The sequence below is a fragment of the Rhizobium sp. Leaf306 genome, from assembly GCF_001423425.1.
GTDB classification, from domain to species: Bacteria; Pseudomonadota; Alphaproteobacteria; order Rhizobiales; family Rhizobiaceae; genus Neorhizobium; species Neorhizobium soli.
Genome location: NZ_LMNX01000001.1, coordinates 1064855 through 1082940, shown reverse-complemented (window position 1 = coordinate 1082940; position 18086 = coordinate 1064855). Strand labels below are relative to the sequence as shown.

Annotated in this window: 17 protein-coding genes; 10 read left to right on the top strand and 7 right to left on the bottom strand. The window is 61.3% G+C overall.

The window, feature by feature from the left end; translation table 11 throughout:
* Positions 1 to 82: 82 nt before the first annotated feature.
* The 4 genes from rpoN to lptC form a co-directional block, all read right to left on the bottom strand.
* Positions 83 to 1666, bottom strand: coding sequence for an RNA polymerase factor sigma-54 (rpoN, locus tag ASG19_RS05035; RefSeq protein WP_062454027.1), 1584 nt, complete (start codon positions 1664 to 1666; stop codon positions 83 to 85).
* A gap of 167 nt (positions 1667 to 1833) precedes the next feature.
* Entirely contained in the window at positions 1834 to 2595 is a 762-nt protein-coding gene (lptB, locus tag ASG19_RS05030; protein WP_062454922.1) for an LPS export ABC transporter ATP-binding protein, read from the bottom strand.
* 57 nt (positions 2596 to 2652) lie between these two features.
* The gene (locus ASG19_RS05025) at positions 2653 to 3201 is read right to left on the bottom strand and encodes an LptA/OstA family protein (RefSeq protein WP_062454026.1); all 549 of its coding nucleotides are present in this window, start codon (positions 3199 to 3201) and stop codon (positions 2653 to 2655) included.
* Between the two features lie 12 nt (positions 3202 to 3213).
* Positions 3214 to 3891, bottom strand: coding sequence for an LPS export ABC transporter periplasmic protein LptC (lptC, locus tag ASG19_RS05020; protein WP_062454025.1), 678 nt, complete (start codon positions 3889 to 3891; stop codon positions 3214 to 3216).
* A 213-nt stretch (positions 3892 to 4104) separates the two neighbouring features.
* Here lptC and sppA point away from each other — a divergent pair, with 213 nt between their 5' ends.
* The 3 genes from sppA (at position 4105) to ASG19_RS05005 (ending at position 5904) form a co-directional block, all read left to right on the top strand.
* The gene (gene sppA / locus ASG19_RS05015) at positions 4105 to 5061 is read left to right on the top strand and encodes a signal peptide peptidase SppA (protein WP_062454024.1); all 957 of its coding nucleotides are present in this window, start codon (positions 4105 to 4107) and stop codon (positions 5059 to 5061) included.
* 47 nt (positions 5062 to 5108) lie between these two features.
* Positions 5109 to 5408 carry an integration host factor subunit beta gene (locus ASG19_RS05010; protein WP_062454023.1) on the top strand — a complete coding sequence of 100 codons (300 nt, stop codon included), beginning with the start codon at positions 5109 to 5111 and terminating at the stop codon, positions 5406 to 5408.
* Positions 5409 to 5526: 118 nt separating this feature from the next.
* Positions 5527 to 5904, top strand: a complete 378-nt coding sequence (locus tag ASG19_RS05005) for a lipopolysaccharide assembly protein LapA domain-containing protein (RefSeq protein ID WP_062454022.1) — start codon at positions 5527 to 5529, stop codon at positions 5902 to 5904.
* A gap of 10 nt (positions 5905 to 5914) precedes the next feature.
* On the opposite strand, the gene ASG19_RS05000 is transcribed toward ASG19_RS05005, so the two are convergent.
* A complete protein-coding gene (locus ASG19_RS05000) occupies positions 5915 to 6385 on the bottom strand; it encodes a carbon monoxide dehydrogenase subunit G (RefSeq protein ID WP_062454021.1) in 471 nt (156 codons plus the stop codon).
* A 124-nt stretch (positions 6386 to 6509) separates the two neighbouring features.
* Between ASG19_RS05000 and ASG19_RS04995 the strand changes: the two genes are divergently transcribed.
* From ASG19_RS04995 to ASG19_RS04975, 5 genes are all read left to right on the top strand, one after another.
* Complete coding sequence (locus ASG19_RS04995; protein WP_156466407.1) at positions 6510 to 7718, top strand: class I SAM-dependent methyltransferase; 1209 nt, start codon at positions 6510 to 6512, stop codon at positions 7716 to 7718.
* Positions 7715 to 8572, top strand: coding sequence for an RNA methyltransferase (locus ASG19_RS04990; RefSeq protein WP_062454020.1), 858 nt, complete (start codon positions 7715 to 7717; stop codon positions 8570 to 8572). The genes ASG19_RS04995 and ASG19_RS04990 overlap by 4 nt, the downstream gene beginning before the upstream one ends.
* On the top strand, positions 8572 to 9078 hold the full coding sequence (lspA, locus tag ASG19_RS04985; RefSeq protein WP_062454019.1) for a signal peptidase II: 507 nt from the start codon (positions 8572 to 8574) through the stop codon (positions 9076 to 9078). Before ASG19_RS04990 ends, lspA begins: the two co-directional genes overlap by 1 nt.
* A 95-nt stretch (positions 9079 to 9173) precedes the next feature.
* A complete protein-coding gene (locus ASG19_RS04980; RefSeq protein ID WP_062454018.1) occupies positions 9174 to 10907 on the top strand; it encodes an ATP-binding protein in 1734 nt (577 codons plus the stop codon).
* Positions 10908 to 11019: 112 nt separating this feature from the next.
* Positions 11020 to 11904 carry a GNAT family N-acetyltransferase gene (locus ASG19_RS04975; RefSeq protein ID WP_062454017.1) on the top strand — a complete coding sequence of 295 codons (885 nt, stop codon included), beginning with the start codon at positions 11020 to 11022 and terminating at the stop codon, positions 11902 to 11904.
* A 122-nt stretch (positions 11905 to 12026) separates the two neighbouring features.
* On the opposite strand, the gene ASG19_RS04970 is transcribed toward ASG19_RS04975, so the two are convergent.
* A complete protein-coding gene (locus ASG19_RS04970) occupies positions 12027 to 12290 on the bottom strand; it encodes a type II toxin-antitoxin system prevent-host-death family antitoxin (protein ID WP_062454016.1) in 264 nt (87 codons plus the stop codon).
* 84 nt (positions 12291 to 12374) lie between these two features.
* The gene (locus tag ASG19_RS04965; RefSeq protein WP_062454015.1) at positions 12375 to 14672 is read right to left on the bottom strand and encodes an NADP-dependent malic enzyme; all 2298 of its coding nucleotides are present in this window, start codon (positions 14670 to 14672) and stop codon (positions 12375 to 12377) included.
* 213 nt (positions 14673 to 14885) lie between these two features.
* On the opposite strand from ASG19_RS04965, the gene mutS reads away from it, so the two are divergent.
* Both mutS and greA read left to right on the top strand, forming a co-directional pair.
* Positions 14886 to 17534, top strand: a complete 2649-nt coding sequence (mutS, locus tag ASG19_RS04960) for a DNA mismatch repair protein MutS (RefSeq protein WP_082476245.1) — start codon at positions 14886 to 14888, stop codon at positions 17532 to 17534.
* Positions 17535 to 17564: 30 nt separating this feature from the next.
* Positions 17565 to 18047, top strand: a complete 483-nt coding sequence (gene greA, locus ASG19_RS04955; protein ID WP_062454013.1) for a transcription elongation factor GreA — start codon at positions 17565 to 17567, stop codon at positions 18045 to 18047.
* The last annotated feature ends 39 nt before the right edge of the window (positions 18048 to 18086 follow it).

The window sequence follows — 18086 nt, the reverse complement described above, 5'->3', positions numbered from 1 at the left end:
AAACTGCCATTAACGGAATGTCAATCTGTGCGGCACGTGTGGCGAATACCGGGTCGCCTATGACTGCCCTCGATATGTGAGGCTAGAACGCTGCCAGTTTCGCGATGGCGCGCTTTTCCCGCCTGCGTTGCACCGATGACGGAATGTTCATCGCCTCGCGATATTTCGCCACCGTCCGGCGCGCAAGTTCGACACCGCCCTGTTTGAGGCTGATGACAATGTCGTCATCCGACAGGACGGCACTCGGCAGCTCCTGAGAAATCAACAACCGGATGCGATGCCGCACCGATTCGGCCGAATGGGTGTCTCCACCTTCTTCCGCCGAGCCGATCGACACTGTGAAGAAGTATTTCAGTTCGAACAGGCCGCGTGGCGTCAGCACATACTTGTTGGAGGTGACGCGGCTGACGGTGGATTCGTGCATCTTGATGGCCTCTGCCACCGTCTTCAGGTTGAGCGGTCGCAGGTGATCGACGCCGTGCAGCAGGAAGGCATCCTGCTGGCGTACGATCTCGCTTGCCACTTTCATGATCGTCTTGGCGCGCTGGTCGAGGCTGCGGGCGAGCCAGTTCGCCGTCTGCATGCAGTCCGACAGAAAATTGTGATCTTCGCCGTTCTTCGGGCAGTGTTTGGAGACCGTGTTGAAATAGGTCTGGTTGACCAGAACGCGCGGCAGGGTATCGGGATTGAGTTCGACGTTCCATCCACCATCAAGCGATGGCCGGACCACGACATCAGGTGAGATAGACTGCGAGAACCCGCCCTCGAAGCCTGCACCCGGCTTCGGGTTGAGCTTGCGGATTTCAGCCATCATGTCGATCAGATCTTCGTCGTCCACGCCGCAGATCTTGCGCAGAGACGCAAAGTCACGCTTGGCGAGAAGATCGAGGTGATCGATCAGCGCTGCCATGGCCGGGTCCAGCCGGTCGTTCTGGCGCAGCTGGATCGCCAGGCATTCGCTCAGGCTACGGCAAAATACCCCGGGTGGATCGAAGGTTTGCAGCTGAATGAGAACGGCCTCTACCGCCTCCGGCGCCTTGCCGAGACGGGCCGCGACCTCTTCGATGTCGCCCTGGAAATAGCCGGCATCGTCCAACTGGTCGAGCAGGTCCTGGGCGATCAACCGGTCGCCCGGGGTGGTCACCACGAAAGGCAGCTGTTGTCCGAGATGATCGCGCAGGGTCACCTGACCCGCAACGAAATCGTCGAGGTCGTAGTCCTCGCCGGCATCGCCGCCGGGCATCGATTTCCACTGGCCGAGAAGTTCGGGCGCGTCCGGCCGCTGTGCCGGTGCGTCGTCGGGAAACACGTTTTCAAGGCTGGCATCGAGGTGATCGCCAAGCTTGGCCGTGCCGTCGCGGGTTGCGCTCTCATACCAGTCGAGGGAGCCGACATCGGCTTGCGCCGCCGATTGGCCTTCGAACGGTCCGTCATCCTCGCGCGAACCGGAAAACTCCAGATCGCGGGGATCAAGCCCGCCTAAATCCGCATCACCATCGCCGTCGCCTGCCGCTATTTCGAGCAGCGGATTTTTCTCGACTTCCTGCGCGATGAACTGGTTGAGTTCAAAATGCGTCATCTGCAGCAGTTGAATGGACTGCATCAGCTGCGGTGTCATCACCAGCGATTGGCTCTGTCGCAGAAAAAGACTGGCAGATAACCCCATGGCGGACGCGAAACTCCCGTGATCTCCTTAAAATCATGCGGTCATCGCACGATAGTCGAGAGGAAGACACCGAGATTATCGGCGCCATCCTTCAACTGGCACAAGAATTGCTTTTTTGATAGATTTGGTCAAGCGGCACGAAGCGGGAAAGTGGATTCTTTCTGGCCTCAGAGGCTGAACTTGTCGCCAAGGTAAAGACGACGAACATCCGGATTGTTGACGATATCGTCGGCCCTGCCATGCGTCAGGACTTCGCCTGCGTGAATAATGTAGGCGCGGTCGATGAGACCCAACGTTTCGCGAACGTTGTGATCCGTTATCAGTACCCCGATACCGCGCGCCGTCAAGTGGCGAACCAGGTTCTGGATGTCGGAAACGGAAATCGGGTCGACACCGGCAAACGGCTCGTCCAGCAGCATGAAGGCAGGGTCGGTCGCCAGCGCGCGGGCGATCTCGAGGCGACGCCGTTCGCCACCCGACAACGCGACAGCCGCGGACTTGCGCAACTGGCTGATATGGAATTCTTCCAGCAACTCGTCGAGCTTCGCTTCGCGCTTGTCGCGGTTCGGTTCGTGAACTTCGAGAACCGCCCTTATATTGTCTTCGACGGACAGTCCGCGAAAGATCGAGGCTTCCTGCGGCAGGTAGCCGACGCCGAGACGTGCACGCCGATACATCGGCATATGCGTCACCTCGTTGCCATTGATGGCAATCATGCCCTCATCGACAGGCACAAGCCCGGTGATCATGTAGAAACACGTCGTCTTGCCGGCGCCGTTCGGTCCGAGCAGGCCGACAGCCTCGCCCTTGCGAACGACCAGCGATACGCCGTTCACCACGCGCCGCGTGTCATAGGTCTTGGAAAGACCATGCGCCACCAGCGTACCCTCATAGCGCGCCTTGTCGCGTGCAATGAAAGGTTCGGTCACGGGCGACCGGTCGGCAGACCGGTTGGAGAGGAAAGGTATTTTCAAGGGCTTGGATTTCTATTGCTTAGGTCGCGACTTCGGGTCGAGCATGATTTCCACGCGGCCACCGCAGGAATCGAGCTTCGCCTGTCCGGTCGCCATCTGCACGGTCAGCTTGCAGCCGCGAAACACGTTGGCGCCTTCGGAAAGCACGACTTGCTTGCCGGAAAGCACGAAGGTCTGCGAGGTCATGTCGAACTCGCCCTTTTCGGCGGTCGCCTGCTGAGTGCCCGAGGTGAGGAAAACGGTGTCGTCGAGAAAGATCTTGTCGATGTCGGTGCTGCCGGAGGTCACCGAAGCGCCTTCACCTTTGTAAAGCACGGTCATCTTGCCGGCCTTCATCGTGGTCGTACCCTGCACCACCTGCACATTGCCGGTGAAGAAGGCACGTTTTTCCTGATCCTTGATTTCCAGCTGGTCGCTCTGGATCTGGATCGGCGCATCGTTGGAAAGCTTCAAGCCTTCCATCTTGCTGCTGGTGGTCTGGGCGGTCGCGCTGAAGGCAAGGCCGAACACGAGTCCGGTGGCCATCACGGCGGAAGAGATACGAAAGAGTCGATTCGTCATTGCGGCCGTGCCCTATTTGCCTTGGTTGCGGATGCGGGCAGGGTCGAGGTCGACCTGAACCTTGCCGATCAGGGTGATTGTGTGTCCCTTATCCGTTATCTTCAGGGAGTTCGCAACAATGGAACCCGCGTCCATGGAGATTTTGACCGGGTCCGGCGTATCCATCAATCCACCCGGTATATCGAGGCGGGCGGATTGGAAGCGCGCAGTAATCCCGTTGGATAAATTAACGTCGAATGGTTTGGTCAGATCCAGCTTGTCGGCGCCACGATCGAAGTCGGCTCCGGCGGCCGTGACACGCGCAACGACCTCGTCATTGATCGGCACGGCGGCCTTGACGTTTTCGAGGCTGATCATGTTCGGGTTCTGAATATCCTGCAATGCACGGTTGGCAATCATCGAATAGCTGATGCCGTCGCTGTTGCGGCCGGAAATCGCGGGCCGTTCCATGACGATCTTGCCATTTTCGATGCGCGCGCTTTCGATCGACAGGTTTTCCGGCAGATAGGCGCGCACGATCGCCACCCCGATAAAGGCGGCGGAGATGATGGCTGCACTGATCGGCAGGAATATCTTGAGCTTGCGCACCCTTGCGGAATGGGCAAGTGCCGACTGATAGATATCGTCGGGCGACTGCCCGACCGCGCGGGAAGCGCCGGCCAGGGCTGGGTTGCGGATATGCTGCAGCATTCTGCTCGTCCGGTCCTTTCCGGCAAGATTTGTCGTAAAGATGACAGGGCCGCCCGCGTTGAGATCGACGGAAGCGGCGCTAGTTGTTCACCTGCGGCCTCAATATGGTTTTTATCGTTCAACAAACAATAATGGACAACATAAAAACGTGATATGCCCGCTTGAAACAATAAGCCGGACCCTATTTGGGCTGGCTCGCTTTGAGGATTGAGAATGGATCAGATGGGGATTGCTGAACGGCGCCAGTTGCGTCGGAAACTGAGTTTCTGGCGGGTTGCGGCCCTCGTGTTTCTCGTCGGTATCGGTTTCGCGCTGTATCGGGTCACGGTCGGCACCAGTGGCAACTCCGCGGTCGCGCACGTCGCTCGCGTCGATATCTCAGGCATGATCCTCGACGACAGGGAATTGCTGGAGCGATTGGAGAAGATCGCCGAAAGCAGCCAGGCAAAAGCGCTCATCGTCTCGATCAATTCTCCGGGCGGAACGACCTATGGCGGCGAGCGCATCTTCAAGGCCATCCGCCATATCGCGCAAACCAAGCCCGTCGTCTCGCAGGTCCGCACCCTTGCCGCATCCGCAGGCTACATGATTGCGTCTGCTGGCGATCATATCGTCGCCGGCGAAAGCTCCATCACCGGCTCGATCGGCGTCATCTTCCAGTATCCGCAGGTCGATGAAGCCCTGAAAAAGATCGGCGTGTCGCTGGAGGAGATCAAGTCCGCACCGCTCAAGGCCGAACCGTCGCCCTTCCATCCTGCCAGCGAAGAAGCCAAGACGATGATCCGCAACATGGTGATGGACAGCTATGCCTGGTTCGTCGACCTTGTCGCCGATCGCCGCAACATGCCGCGCGATGAGGTTCTCAAACTCGCTGACGGCACGATCTTCACCGGCCGTCAGGCGCTTGCCGTCAAGCTGGTCGATGAACTCGGCGGCGAAGACGAGGTCCGTGCCTATCTGGAGACCCGCGGCGTGGCCAAAAGCCTGCCCGAGGTCGAGTGGAAGGATGGCAAGTCCTCCTCCTCATTCTGGTTCGCCAGCGCTGTGTCGCAGTTTTTCCGCATGACCGGACTGGGCGACCAGCTTTCCCCGGCAGCGCTTCGGATCTTCGGCTCCGACAAGTTGTTCCTTGACGGTCTGGTTTCCGTTTGGCAGGTTGGAAGCGACTGAAAGCCTAATTTTTTCAGGGGGCACCTAACTTTTTTCAGGGGGCAGAAGTGATCAAATCTGAACTGGTGCAGATCGTTGCAGCGCGCAATCCGCATCTCTACCATCGTGACGTCGAGAATATCGTCAATGCGGTCCTCGACGAGATCACTGATGCTCTCGCCGGCGGAAACCGGGTCGAGCTGCGTGGCTTCGGCGCGTTTTCGGTGAAGAACCGCCCGTCGCGTTCCGGCCGCAATCCGCGCACAGGCGAAAGCGTCTTTGTCGAGGAAAAATGGGTGCCGTTCTTCAAAACGGGCAAGGAATTGCGCGAGCGCCTCAACCCGGATCTTGCCGACGAGGACGATTGATCGCGTCGAAGGTCGGGCATCACACTTGAAAGCATGACGCCGCCCTCTATTCTGCACTGGACGCCGGCAGCGATGACCGGCGATCCTTCGTTTGATTGTCACTTGCCGGGAGAAAACCATGACCAAGTTCAAGAGGATCGTGAGCCTCGTGATCTTTGTGCCCCTCGGCATCGTTTTGATCGTGCTGGCCGTCGCCAACCGTCAAAGCGTCACGCTCGCACTCAATCCCTTCCGTCCGGAAGACAGCGTCCTGTCGCTGACGGCACCGCTGTTCCTGCTGGTACTGCTGGCGCTCCTGTTCGGCATGGCGCTTGGCTCGTTCGTGACCTGGTGGAGCCAGGGCAAGCATCGCAGACAGGCCCGGATTGAAGCTCGCGAAGCCGTCCGTCTGCAAAAGGAGAACACTGCCGCGGTCAAGCCGTCGCCGTCAGTCGTTCCGGCCAACCAGGCCATTGTTCCCGCCCCGGCCAGCAACGCCGCGCTTCCAGCCAGATAACGACCCGCGGTCAGAGCCCCTCGGTTCTGGCCTCCGCCGTCTTGGCGATGACCGCTGCGTTGAAATCCGCAAAGAATTTCGCTGCCAGCTTTTCGGTTGTCGACCGCACGAGCTTGGATCCGAGCTGCGAGATCCGTCCTCCGGTTTGCGCACGCGCGATGTAATGCAGCACGGTCTCAGTCCCGTCTTCCTCAAGCCGCACGTCAGCCGCGCCCTTGGCAAAGCCCGCAATGCTTCCCTGGCCCTCGGCGGAGAGCGTGTAGCTTTCTCCCGCATCGATGTTCGAAAGCGTGATCGTGCCGGCAAGGCCAAGCGAGATCAGGCTGAAGCGAACCTTGATGCTGGCGGCAAGTTCGTTGTCCGAAATCCACTCCAGCCGCTCGCAACCGGGAATGCACTGGCGGATGGTTTCGGCATCGTTCAGCGCGCGCCACACGATATCCCGCGGCGCCGCGATCCGTTCCTGCCCTTCGATATCCATCTCGATCTCCCGTTTCGCTGATTAGATAGGCGTCGAAGCGAGCGAAAACAGATCTGACGCTATTGCCGGCTTTGAAGAACGCGGCACAGATGCTATCTGCTGCGAAAGACAAGAACCCGAGCGGATGATCGCAGTGATGAACAAGGAAAGGCGGCCGACCGGCAAGCGCCCGGAGAAGCCAGCAGCCAAGGGCGCGGCCAAGTCGCCTGCCAAAAGCCCGGACAAGCGCCGCAGCGAAGCGGGCAGCCGTCCGGCCGTTGCCGCAACCCGTACCAGGTCGACCGGCCCCCAGGCTGCGCGCTCGGAAGGTCGGGCCGAAGCCCAAACCACCCAGTCGCGCCGTCCTGACAGACCACAGGCACAACCGCACGTACCGGTCGAAACGCGTCCGCTTCTTGCCCGCAGCGGCGATCTGCCAGCCGAACGCGTGCCGATCATTCTGGAATCGTCCGGCGCCGGCGATTTCCACCTGATCGACACCGGCCGCGGCCTGAAGCTTGAGCAATACGGCGATTACCGCGTCGTGCGCCCGGAAGCCCAGGCCCTGTGGCAGCCGACGCTTGCCGACGACATCTGGGAAAATGCCGACGCGATCTTCACCGGCGACACGGATGAAGACGGCATGGGCCGTTGGCGCTTTCCGGCGCAGACGCTCGGCGAAACCTGGCCTCTCGCCCTTCTCGGCATCGATTTCCACGGCCGCTTCACCGCATTTCGCCATGTCGGCGTATTTCCGGAACAGATCGTCCACTGGGCGTGGATGAAGGATCGCGTCGAGGAAGCCGCCAAGGCCGGACGCACGCTGAAAGTGCTCAACCTGTTCGGCTATACGGGCGTCGCGTCGCTGGTGGCGGCTGCCGCCGGTGCCGAGGTCACCCATGTCGATGCGTCGAAAAAGGCGATCGGCTGGGGTCGCGAAAACCAGGCCTTGTCGCGTCTCGAAAAGGCACCGATCCGCTGGATCTGCGAAGACGCGATGAAGTTCATCCTGCGCGAGGAACGCCGCGGCAACACCTACGATATCATTCTCACCGACCCGCCGAAATTCGGCCGCGGTCCGAATGGCGAGGTCTGGCATCTGTTCGACCATTTGCCGCTGATGCTCGATGTCTGCCGGCAGCTCCTGTCGCCCAAGGCGGTCGGGTTGGTGCTGACGGCCTATTCGATCCGCGCCAGCTTCTATTCCATCCATGAACTGATGCGCGAAACCATGCGCGGCGCAGATGGCGTTGTGGAATCGGGCGAACTCGTCATCCGGGAAGCGGGCCTTGACGGCAAAGTCCGTGGCCGCGCGCTTTCCACCTCTCTTTTCAGCCGTTGGGTACCCGCATGAGCGATAATTTTCACAGAAACGGGCCACGGCGCGTCGGGCAGGTGAAAGAAGTCACCTCGCTCGCCAACCCCATCATCAAGGACATCAAGCTTCTCACCGACAAGAAGCACCGGGAAGAAGCCGGTGCCTTCATGGCGGAGGGGCTGAAACTGGTCATCGATGCGCTGGAACTGGGCTGGACGATCCGCACGCTCGTCTATGCCAAGGCTGCCAAAGCCAAGCCGCTGGTCGAACAGGTCGCAGCAAAGACCGTCGCCGATGGCGGCCTCGTTCTCGAGGTCAGCGAAAAGGTCCTGTCGTCGATCACGCGCCGCGACAATCCGCAGATGGTGGTCGGTATTTTCGAGCAGCGCTGGGCACGGCTTGCCGATCTGAAGCCTCAGGCTGACCAGACATTCGTCGCGCTCGACCGCGTCCGCGATCCGGGCAATCTCGGCACGATCATTCGCACGGCCGATGCCGCCGGCGCCTCCGCCGTGCTTCTGGTCGGGGAAAGCACCGACCCGTTCTCGCTGGAAACAGTGCGCGCCACGATGGGCTCGATTTTCGCAATGCCGGTCATCCGCTGCTCTGCGGAAGAATTCTTAAGCTGGCAAAAGGGAGCGGGCGTCAGCGTCGTCGCCACCCATCTGGCCGGCGCCGTCGATTATCGCACGGCGGACTATACCCGCAAACCGGTCGTTCTCCTGATGGGCAACGAGCAGTCCGGCCTGCCAGACAGCCTTGCCCGCGCCGCCGATCGCACAGTCAAAATTCCGCAGCAGGGCAGGGCGGACTCGCTCAATCTCGCGGTCGCGACGGCAGTCATGCTGTTTGAAGCCCGCCGCCATCTGCTGACGCTGGAGGATAAATAATGACCGCTCGCGTTGGTTTCCTGTCTCGACCGATCAGTGCGGTCATCTTCATCATCATTGCCGTGCTACTCGACCAGGCGATCAAGATCGCCGTCGAGAATTCGCTGCCGCTCGAGCAGATGGTGCCGGTCATTCCGTTTCTGGCGCTCTACCGCACCTATAATATGGGCGTAGCCTTCTCGCTTCTGTCCGGCATGGAGAGGGAGTTCATCATCGGCATGCGCCTCGTCATCGTCGCCTTCGTGCTGTGGCTCTGGCGCCGCACGCCCAAGGACCGGCCCTTTGCCCATCTCGGCTATGCGATGATCATCGCCGGTGCGATCGGGAACCTGATCGATGGCATCGTTTACGGGCACGTGGTGGATTACATCCTGTTTCACACCGCCACCTGGTCGTTTGCCGTGTTCAATCTCGCGGACAGTTTTATCAGCGTCGGTGCAGGTCTCGTCATTGTCGACGAGCTGTTCGGTCCCAAAGCGGCGGCATCCGTAGACGAGCAGAAGTAATTTTGCTCGACGGATAATTGTGAAATCGAGCGATTGGCATAATTTTACCGGATTGATCTAAGACTTCGGAAGGAAACCTCGGGTAATCTTTCCGTATGCGCGACATCGCCGAAATACAGAACCGTATCTCACAGGCCTTCACGTCGCTCGCGCCGAAGGACGGGTCTGACGACGCCGCATGGAATGGAGTGCCCCGCACGCCGGAGCAGCCGGTCGCGGCGAACGTCCAGAGACATCCAGGCGCTCTTCGCGCACTCTTCACGAAAATCCTCAAATGGCGCCGCCCACAGGCCATTGCTGCCGACGTCTCGGGCTCTCCGCAGATCGCCAACGTCGTCCATGAGCTACGAACGCCACTGAACGGCATTCTTGGGATGACCCACCTCTTGGGTCAGACGAAGCTGACGGCGGAGCAGCAGAATTACTTGAGCGGTATCCGCCAGTCCGGCTACGCCCTGGCTCAACTGGTCGAAGATCTGCTGGATCATTCCACGCTGGAGGCCGGCCGGTTCCGTCTCAACAACCGTGCAGCGGATCTGCGCCAGCTGATCGAAGGTGTCGTGGAAATGCTCGCTCCCCGCGCCCATGGCAAACGGATCGAGATCGCCGCCACCGTATCCGCCGCCGTGCCGGAGCTTCTCGACTTCGATCCTGCCCGCATTCGCCAGGTTCTGTTCAACGTCATCGGCAACGCCGTCAAGTTCACGACCACAGGCGGCGTGCTGGTTCGAGCCTTCATCGAGAACGAGACCGTGGCGATTTCTGTTGCCGATACCGGCCCGGGCATGACCGAGGAAGAGCAGACCCGAATCTTCGGTGCGTTCGAACAGGCAGGATCAGCGGAAACGCGCAGCGGCGGCACAGGTCTCGGCCTCGGCATCGCCTCGCGCATCCTGGCCGAATTCGGCGGCTCGCTGTCGGTCTCCAGCCGCAAGGGCAATGGCAGCGTCTTCACCATCCGCTATCCCATGCATCTCGCCGAGGATGCGCCGGCCGGTGCTGCCGTTCGCAACCGCTCGCTGTTTGGCTCTCGCGTGCTTCTGCTCGCGCCAGATGGTCCGGCCGCCTTTGCGACCGTCTCCAGCATCGAAACACTCGGCGGCCGTGGGAGGCATGTGTCCGATCCCGCCCAGGTGCAGCTGTTGATCGATCGGGCCAAAGCGACAGGCTCGCCCTATACCGATCTCATCGTCGATCACCGACTGGCCTCCGACTACGCGTGGGAACCGTCGCACGCGCCGCTGCACCGTATTCTACTGGTCAATCCGGAGGAAAGGGCGTCGCAACCCCAGGAATATTTCGATGCCTGGCTGATCCGGCCACTGCGCGAAAAATCGCTGGTCGATGTCCTGAGTGGCCGCATGCGTGGTTTTGGCGCCCGCGACCGCCCGGTAATGGACGTGCCGGCACCTGAAAATTCAAACTCGGTCGATCGCAAGCGGGAAACCGGTCAGGCCCTCGACATTCTTCTCGGGGAAGACGATCCCGTCAGTGCGCTTCTGGTCGCCGCGGTTCTGCGCAAGGCAGGGCACACGGTTCGTTCCGTGGAGGATTTCGGAAGTCTCATCGAAGCCCTTGGCGAAAGCCGTCCGGATGTCGTTCTCTGCGACATGCATATGCCCGGCGGCAACATCATGGATCTCATCTCTGCCGCCTCCAGAACCGCGCTGCAGCCGGTTCCCGTCATGGTGCTGACAGCCGAAAGCCGCGGCGAGGCGCGGCGCAAAGTCATCGATAAGGGCGCCTGCAAAGTACTTCAGAAGCCGCTCGATCCGGCTGTTCTGATTGAGGAATTGCGCCTTTTTGCGCAGGCTTCCAGCACGTCCTGACAGTCGCGTTGACGGGCCTTGCACCACTTCCTATTGTGACGATATCTGTCACGCTCTTGTTGCAGATGCATGTTTAAACGCGGGTGATCCAACCGGTACGGGAAGAATCACCATGGCTATCGAACTCCTGAACCGCACATTGACCTCTGAGACAAAGCAGGCCCCGGCTGCTGATCCGGCAAATAGCCGCGTTGGTAGCGATGTGTTCGGCCGCATCGGCACGCTGGAAACGCGGCTTGCCCGCAACCTGCGCGAAATCGATGCCGCCCAGGCCGTGCGCTACCGCGTCTTCGTCGAGGAGATGGGCGCCACGATTGAGCCCGAGGCGATGCGGCTTCGACGGGATATCGATAGCTACGATGCGATCTGCGACCATCTGCTTGTCGTCGACAACGCGATAGACGGTGAAATCGAAGACCAGATCGTCGGAACCTACCGGCTTCTGCGCCAGAGCGTCGCTGAGGCGAATGGCGGGTTTTATTCGACGTCCGAGTTCGATATCGCGCCACTTCTCGCCCGCCATCCCGACAAGCAGTTCATGGAACTCGGCCGCTCCTGCGTGCTGCCCGAATACCGCACCAAACGCACCGTCGAACTGCTCTGGCAGGGCAACTGGGCCTATGCGCTGAAGCATGGTGTCAATGCCATGTTCGGCTGCGCCTCTTTCCCCGGCGTGCGTCCGGAAGAACACGCGCTGGCGCTGTCCTTCCTCCATCACAATGCGCTGGTGAAGGACGAGTGGATGGTCCACGCATTGCCTGATCTCAATCGCAACATGGATCTGATGCCGGCCGAGGCGATCAATCCGCGCCAAGCGCTTTCCGCCATGCCACCGCTGGTCAAGGGCTACCTTCGCCTCGGCGCCATGATCGGAATGGGAGCCGTCGTCGATCAGGCTTTCAACACCACGGATGTGCTGATCGTGCTACCGATCGCATCGATCTCCGGCCGCTACATCAACTACTTCGGCGCCGACGCCGGTCGCTTCGCGAACTAGAGCGCTCTAGATTTGGAGCCTGGTCGGTCCGCAGTAGCGACCCACCATGTCGTGCACCGAGGATGGCAAGCGTTCGGACGCGGCGACAAGCCAGATCAGAAGATGGGAATCCGGCAACAGCCTCAATCGCGTGCGCCGTAGAACAGATCCTCGATCTCTTCGTCCAGCGCCTTATCCATGTCTTCCGGAATGAAGAACTGACCTTTAAGGAATCCGATCCGCCGTTTCCTGGGCCCGGTCACCTCGGGTGCGGCCGCCTCATCGACAGCAACCACCGTCACCAGCGGCTTGCCCGCCCTGGCGATCACGAACGGCTCCCCGTTCGCGGCTTCTTCGACAAGCTGCGACAGGTTTTCTTCGGCTTCCTGAATGCTGACGGTCTTCATGAAACGGGAACTCCGATCGGACCAGATGAAACATCCTAATCCGATCGGCTGAAGCTTTCAACAAATGCGTCGGCGCGGGGTCTCTCAGGACCCCGCGTTATAGGCGGCGATGGCCGCCATGTTGACGATTTCGGAGTCCTTCGCACCCATCTGGGTGATCTGCACCGATTTGTCCAAACCGACCAGAAGCGGTCCGATCAGCGTCGATGCACCGATTTCCTGCAACATGCGGGTCGCAATCGAGGCCGAATGAATGGCCGGCATGACAAGCACGTTGGCCGTGCCGGAGAGGCGGCAGAACGGATACTGCTCCATGCGGCTGGCATTGAGCGCTACGTCGGCACCCATCTCGCCGTCATACTCGAAATCCACCCGGCGTCCGTCGAGGATCTTCACCGCCTCGCGGACCCGCTCCGACCGTTCGCCGATCGGCTGGCCGAAGGTGGAATAGGCAAGCAGCGCCACGCGCGGCTCGTAACCCATGCGCTTGGCGACGCGCGCGGCTTCCACGGCGATGTCGGCGATCTGCTCGGCAGTCGGCATGTCGTGCACGGCGGTATCGGCCACGAAGATCGTCCGGCCGCGGGCCACCACGATCGACACGCCGATCACCCTGTGTCCGGGCTTGTCGTCGATGCAGCGGCGCACGTCGGAAAGAGCGGTCGCATAATTGCGCGTCGTGCCGGTTACCATCGCATCCGCATCGCCCACGGCCACCATGGTCGCGGCAAAATGGTTGCGGTCGTGGTGGATCAGCCGCTGCACGTCACGCAGAAGCAGTCCCTGGCGCTGCAGGCGGGCGTAGAGGAAGTCGATATAGGTATCGACGCGCTTGGAAATGCGCGCGTTGATGATCTCGATGCCGGGACGTTCGAGGTCGATACCGGCCTTTTCCGCCGTCTCGCGGATCACATCGTCGCGACCGAGCAGGATGGCGGTGCCGAGACCCTGGCTGCAGAAGGAGATCGCGGCCCGCATGACCTGCTCTTCTTCGGCTTCGGCAAACACCACGCGCTTGGGGAAGCGGCGAACCCGGTCGTAGATCCCTTGCGTCGTTGCAGCGATCGGGTCGCGGCGGGCGGAAAGCTCGCGACCATAGGCGTCAAGGTCGGTGATGTCGCGGCGCGCTGCTCCGCTTTCCATCGCAGCTCTGGCGACAGCGACGGGAATGGCCGAGATCAGCCGCGGATCGAACGGCACGGGAATGATGTATTGCGGCCCGAAACGCGGGCGGTTGCCCTGGTAGGCGGCAGCCACGTCATCAGGCACGTCCTCGCGGGCTAGATCGGCCAGCGCCTGCGCGGCGGCAATCTTCATCGCATCGTTGATCTGCCGGGCTCGCACATCGAGCGCCCCGCGGAAGATGTAGGGAAAGCCCAGCACGTTGTTGACCTGGTTCGGATAGTCCGAGCGGCCGGTCGCCATGATCGCGTCGTCGCGGATGCGCGCCACTTCTTCCGGCGTGATTTCCGGATCGGGATTGGCCATCGCGAAAATGATCGGCTTGTCCGCCATCGAGCGGATCATCGTTTCGGTAAACGCACCCTTCTGGGAAAGACCGAACACCACGTCGGCACCCTTCATGGCCTCTTCCAGCGTCCGGCTGTCGGACTTGACGGCGTGGGCGCTCTTCCACTGGTTCATACCCTCGGTGCGCCCCTGGTAGATCACGCCCTTGGTGTCGCAGAGGATGATGTTGGCAGGGTTGAAGCCCATCGCCTTGATCAGCTCGATACAGGCGATCGCGGCAGCGCCCGCGCCATTGCACACCAGCTTCGTCGTCTTGAGGTCGCGGCCGGTCAGTTCCAGCGCGTTGATGAGACCGGCGGCGGCGATGATCGCCGTGCCGTGCTGGTCGTCATGGAAAACCGGGATGTCCATCAGCTCGCGCAGGCGGCTCTCGATGATGAAGCATTCCGGCGCCTTGATGTCCTCAAGGTTGATGCCGCCGAAGGACGGGCCGAGATAGCGCACGCAGTTGATGAATTCGTCTACGTTTTCCGTATCGACCTCGAGATCGATACTGTCCACATCGGCAAACCGCTTGAACAGGACAGACTTGCCTTCCATGACGGGCTTCGATGCCAGCGCACCGAGATTGCCGAGACCGAGGATTGCCGTGCCGTTGGAAATCACGGCCACCATGTTGCCGCGCGTCGTATAGTCATAGGCCTTGGAAGGGTCGGCGGCGATCGCCAGAACCGGCACGGCGACGCCAGGCGAATAGGCCAGCGATAGGTCGCGCTGCGTCGCCATCGGCTTTGTCGGGGTGATCTCGAGCTTGCCGGGGCGGCCCTGCGAGTGGAAATCAAGCGCTTCCTGCTCGGTCACCGACGCTCTGTTGCGCGTGTTCTTTTCCGGCGTCTTGTCGTTTGCAGGCATTGGCCTCTCCAGCTTTTTGTGGGCAGCGCCCCTCGAGGTCGCGGGGGATGTTGTAATTCAAGGGTCATCACCGATAGTGTCGCCTCTTTCCAGACGCAACAATAAATCTGCGCAACAAACATTGGTGCCGTGACCCATTTTCAAAGACCTACGCTCGATGCCCTGACGACCGACCAGCTGGCTTCGGAGGAAAGCCGCGCGTCGGCAACGCCGATGATGGAACAGTTCATCGAGATCAAGGCCAACAATCCCGGATCGCTGCTGTTCTATCGGATGGGCGATTTTTACGAGCTGTTCTTCGAGGATGCGATCGATGCCTCGCGGGCTCTCGGCATCACGCTGACGAGGCGCGGCCAGCATATGGGACAGGACATTCCGATGTGCGGCGTGCCCGTGCATGCAGCGGATGACTATCTGCAGCGGCTGATCATGCTCGGCTTTCGCGTTGCCGTCTGCGAACAGGTGGAAGACCCGGCGGAAGCGAAGAAGCGCGGCTCCAAATCGGTCGTCAAACGCGATGTCGTGCGGCTCGTCACGCCCGGCACGATCACCGAAGAGAAACTGCTCGTCGCCTCGGAATCCAACTACCTGATGACGCTTGCCCGCATCAAGGGTGCTGCCGAACCGCTGATGGCGCTTGCCTGGATCGATATCTCCACCGGCGTATTCCGGTTGGCGGAAACCGAGCCGTCGCGCCTGCTCGCCGACATCCTGCGGATCGAGCCGCGCGAACTGATCATGCCGGATACGATGTTCCACGATGCGGAGCTGAAGCCGGTCTTCGACGTGCTTGGCCGCGTCGCTGTGCCGCAGCCTTCGGTCCTGTTCGACAGCGCCACGTCGGAAGGCCGCATCGCGCGCTATTTCGGCGTCGGCACGCTGGATGGCTTCGGCACGTTTTCGCGCGCTGAAATGGCAGCGGCCGCAGCTGCCATCGCCTATGTGGAAAAGACCCAGATGGCCGAGCGCCCGCCGCTCGGCCGGCCGGAGCGTGAAAGCGGCGCCTCGACGCTGTTCATCGACCCCGCCACCCGCGGCAATCTGGAACTGACCAAAACCCTCTCGGGCGAGCGCGAAGGCACGCTCCTGAAAGCGATCGACCGAACCGTCACCGGCGGCGGTGCAAGGCTTCTGGCCGAACGGCTGATGTCGCCGCTGACGGATCCGGACCGCATCAACCGAAGGCTCGATTCGGTCTCCTTCCTCGGGGACGAGCCGGGCCTGTGTTCGGATCTGCGCTCCTCGCTGAAACACGTGCCGGATATGCCGCGCGCCCTGTCACGTCTGGCGCTCGATCGCGGCGGCCCGCGTGATCTCGGTGCGATCCTCGCCGGTCTCGAAGCGGCGCGTGGCGTTGCCAGCTTCCTCAGTGGCGCCATGCTGCCGCAGGAACTGTCGGAGGCGCTCGATGATCTGAAGATGCTGCCGGGGGAACTCGAAACCCTGCTTGGCACCACACTTGCGCAAGACCTTCCGCTCCTCAAGCGCGATGGCGGCTTTCTTGCGGATGGTGCACGTGCCGAACTGGACGAGGTCCGCGCACTGCGCGATCAGTCGCGCAGGGTCATCGCCGGGCTGCAGCTGCAATATGCCGAAGAGACCGGTATCAAGTCGCTCAAGATCAAGAACAACAACGTGCTCGGCTATTTCATCGAGGTGACCGCCGGAAATGCCGGCCCGATGACCGATACACCGGAAGCCAAGGCGCGCTTCATCCACCGCCAGACCATGGCGAATGCGATGCGCTTCACCACAACAGAGCTGGCCGATCTCGAAAGCCGCATCGCCAACGCCGCCGACCGGGCGCTGACGATCGAGCTCGAAGCCTTCCGTCTCATGGTCGAGGCCGTGACCGCCGAAGCCGAAGCCATCAAGGCCGGCGCCCGCGCGCTTGCCATCGTGGATGTTGCAGCCGGCCTTGCGATGCTTGCCGAGGAGTGGGACTACCGCCGCCCGGCGGTCGATGCGTCGCGCATGTTCGCGATCGAAGGCGGCCGCCATCCGGTCGTCGAGCAGGCCCTGCGCCGTCAGTCATCAGGCCCGTTCATCGCCAACGAATGCGATCTCTCGCCCGCCGGAACCGACGAGTTCGGTGCCCTCTGGCTTCTGACCGGCCCCAACATGGGCGGTAAATCGACATTTCTGCGCCAGAACGCGCTGATTGCCATCCTCGCTCAGATGGGGTCCTTCGTTCCTGCCGCGTCCGCCCATATCGGCATCGTCGACCGCCTGTTTTCCCGCGTCGGAGCCTCCGACGATCTTGCCCGCGGCCGTTCCACCTTCATGGTCGAAATGGTCGAGACAGCCGCGATCCTCAACCAGGCGACGGACCGTTCGCTGGTCATCCTTGATGAGATCGGCCGCGGCACGGCAACCTTCGACGGCCTGTCGATTGCCTGGGCCGCAGTCGAGCACCTGCACGAAAGCAACCGCTGCCGTGGGCTGTTCGCCACCCATTTCCACGAACTCACCGTGCTCTCGGAAAAGCTCAACCGCCTTTCCAATGCCACGATGAAGGTCAAGGAATGGGATGGCGAGGTGATCTTCCTGCATGAAGTCGGACCCGGTGCTGCCGATCGCTCCTACGGTATCCAGGTCGCACGGCTTGCCGGCCTGCCCGACAGCGTTGTCGCCCGTGCCCGAGATGTGCTGACCAAGCTTGAGGACAGCGATCGCAAGAACCCCGCAAGCCAGCTCATCGACGATCTGCCGCTGTTCCAGGTGGCGGTAAGGAAAGATGAGATGAAGCGCGGTCCGTCCAAGGTCGAGGAAGCGCTGAAAGCCATCAATCCGGACGAAATGAGCCCGCGCGATGCGCTCGACGCCCTATATGCGTTGAAGAAGCAACTTGCGACCAAGTAAGGCCGCATCTCAGTTGAAAGGAACACGCACGTGAGCGTCGCCTTCGTGAAGGAAGAAAGTGCCGAAACCGCAGCGGAAACCCAGCTGCCGGACAGGCCTATCTCGTCGCATCCCAACCTCGTCACCGAGGCCGGCCTGAAGGCGCTAGAGGCGCAGCTTCGTACCGCAAAGGAGGCTTTTGACGCGGCCAACACGGTTGAGGACGTCAACGAGCGCCGCCGCCAGGCCGCAGGTCCCGCGCGCGACCTCCGCTACTTCGCCGAGAGGCTGCACAGCGCTCAGCTAGTGCCTGCACCGGTTTCGACTGAAGTCGTCGCCTTCGGCAACACGGTGCGCTTCAGCCGTGACGACGGCCGCGAGCAGGCTTATCGCATCGTCGGCGAGGATGAGGCCGATCCGAAGGAAGGTTCGATCTCCTACGTTTCTCCCGTTGCAAGTGCGCTTCTGGGCAAGTCGGTCGGCGATGTCGTGACCGTAAACGGTCATGAACTCGAAATTACTGCAATTTCCTGACGCATTCTCCCGAAACCACACCTCAGCGCTTGAGAAGGC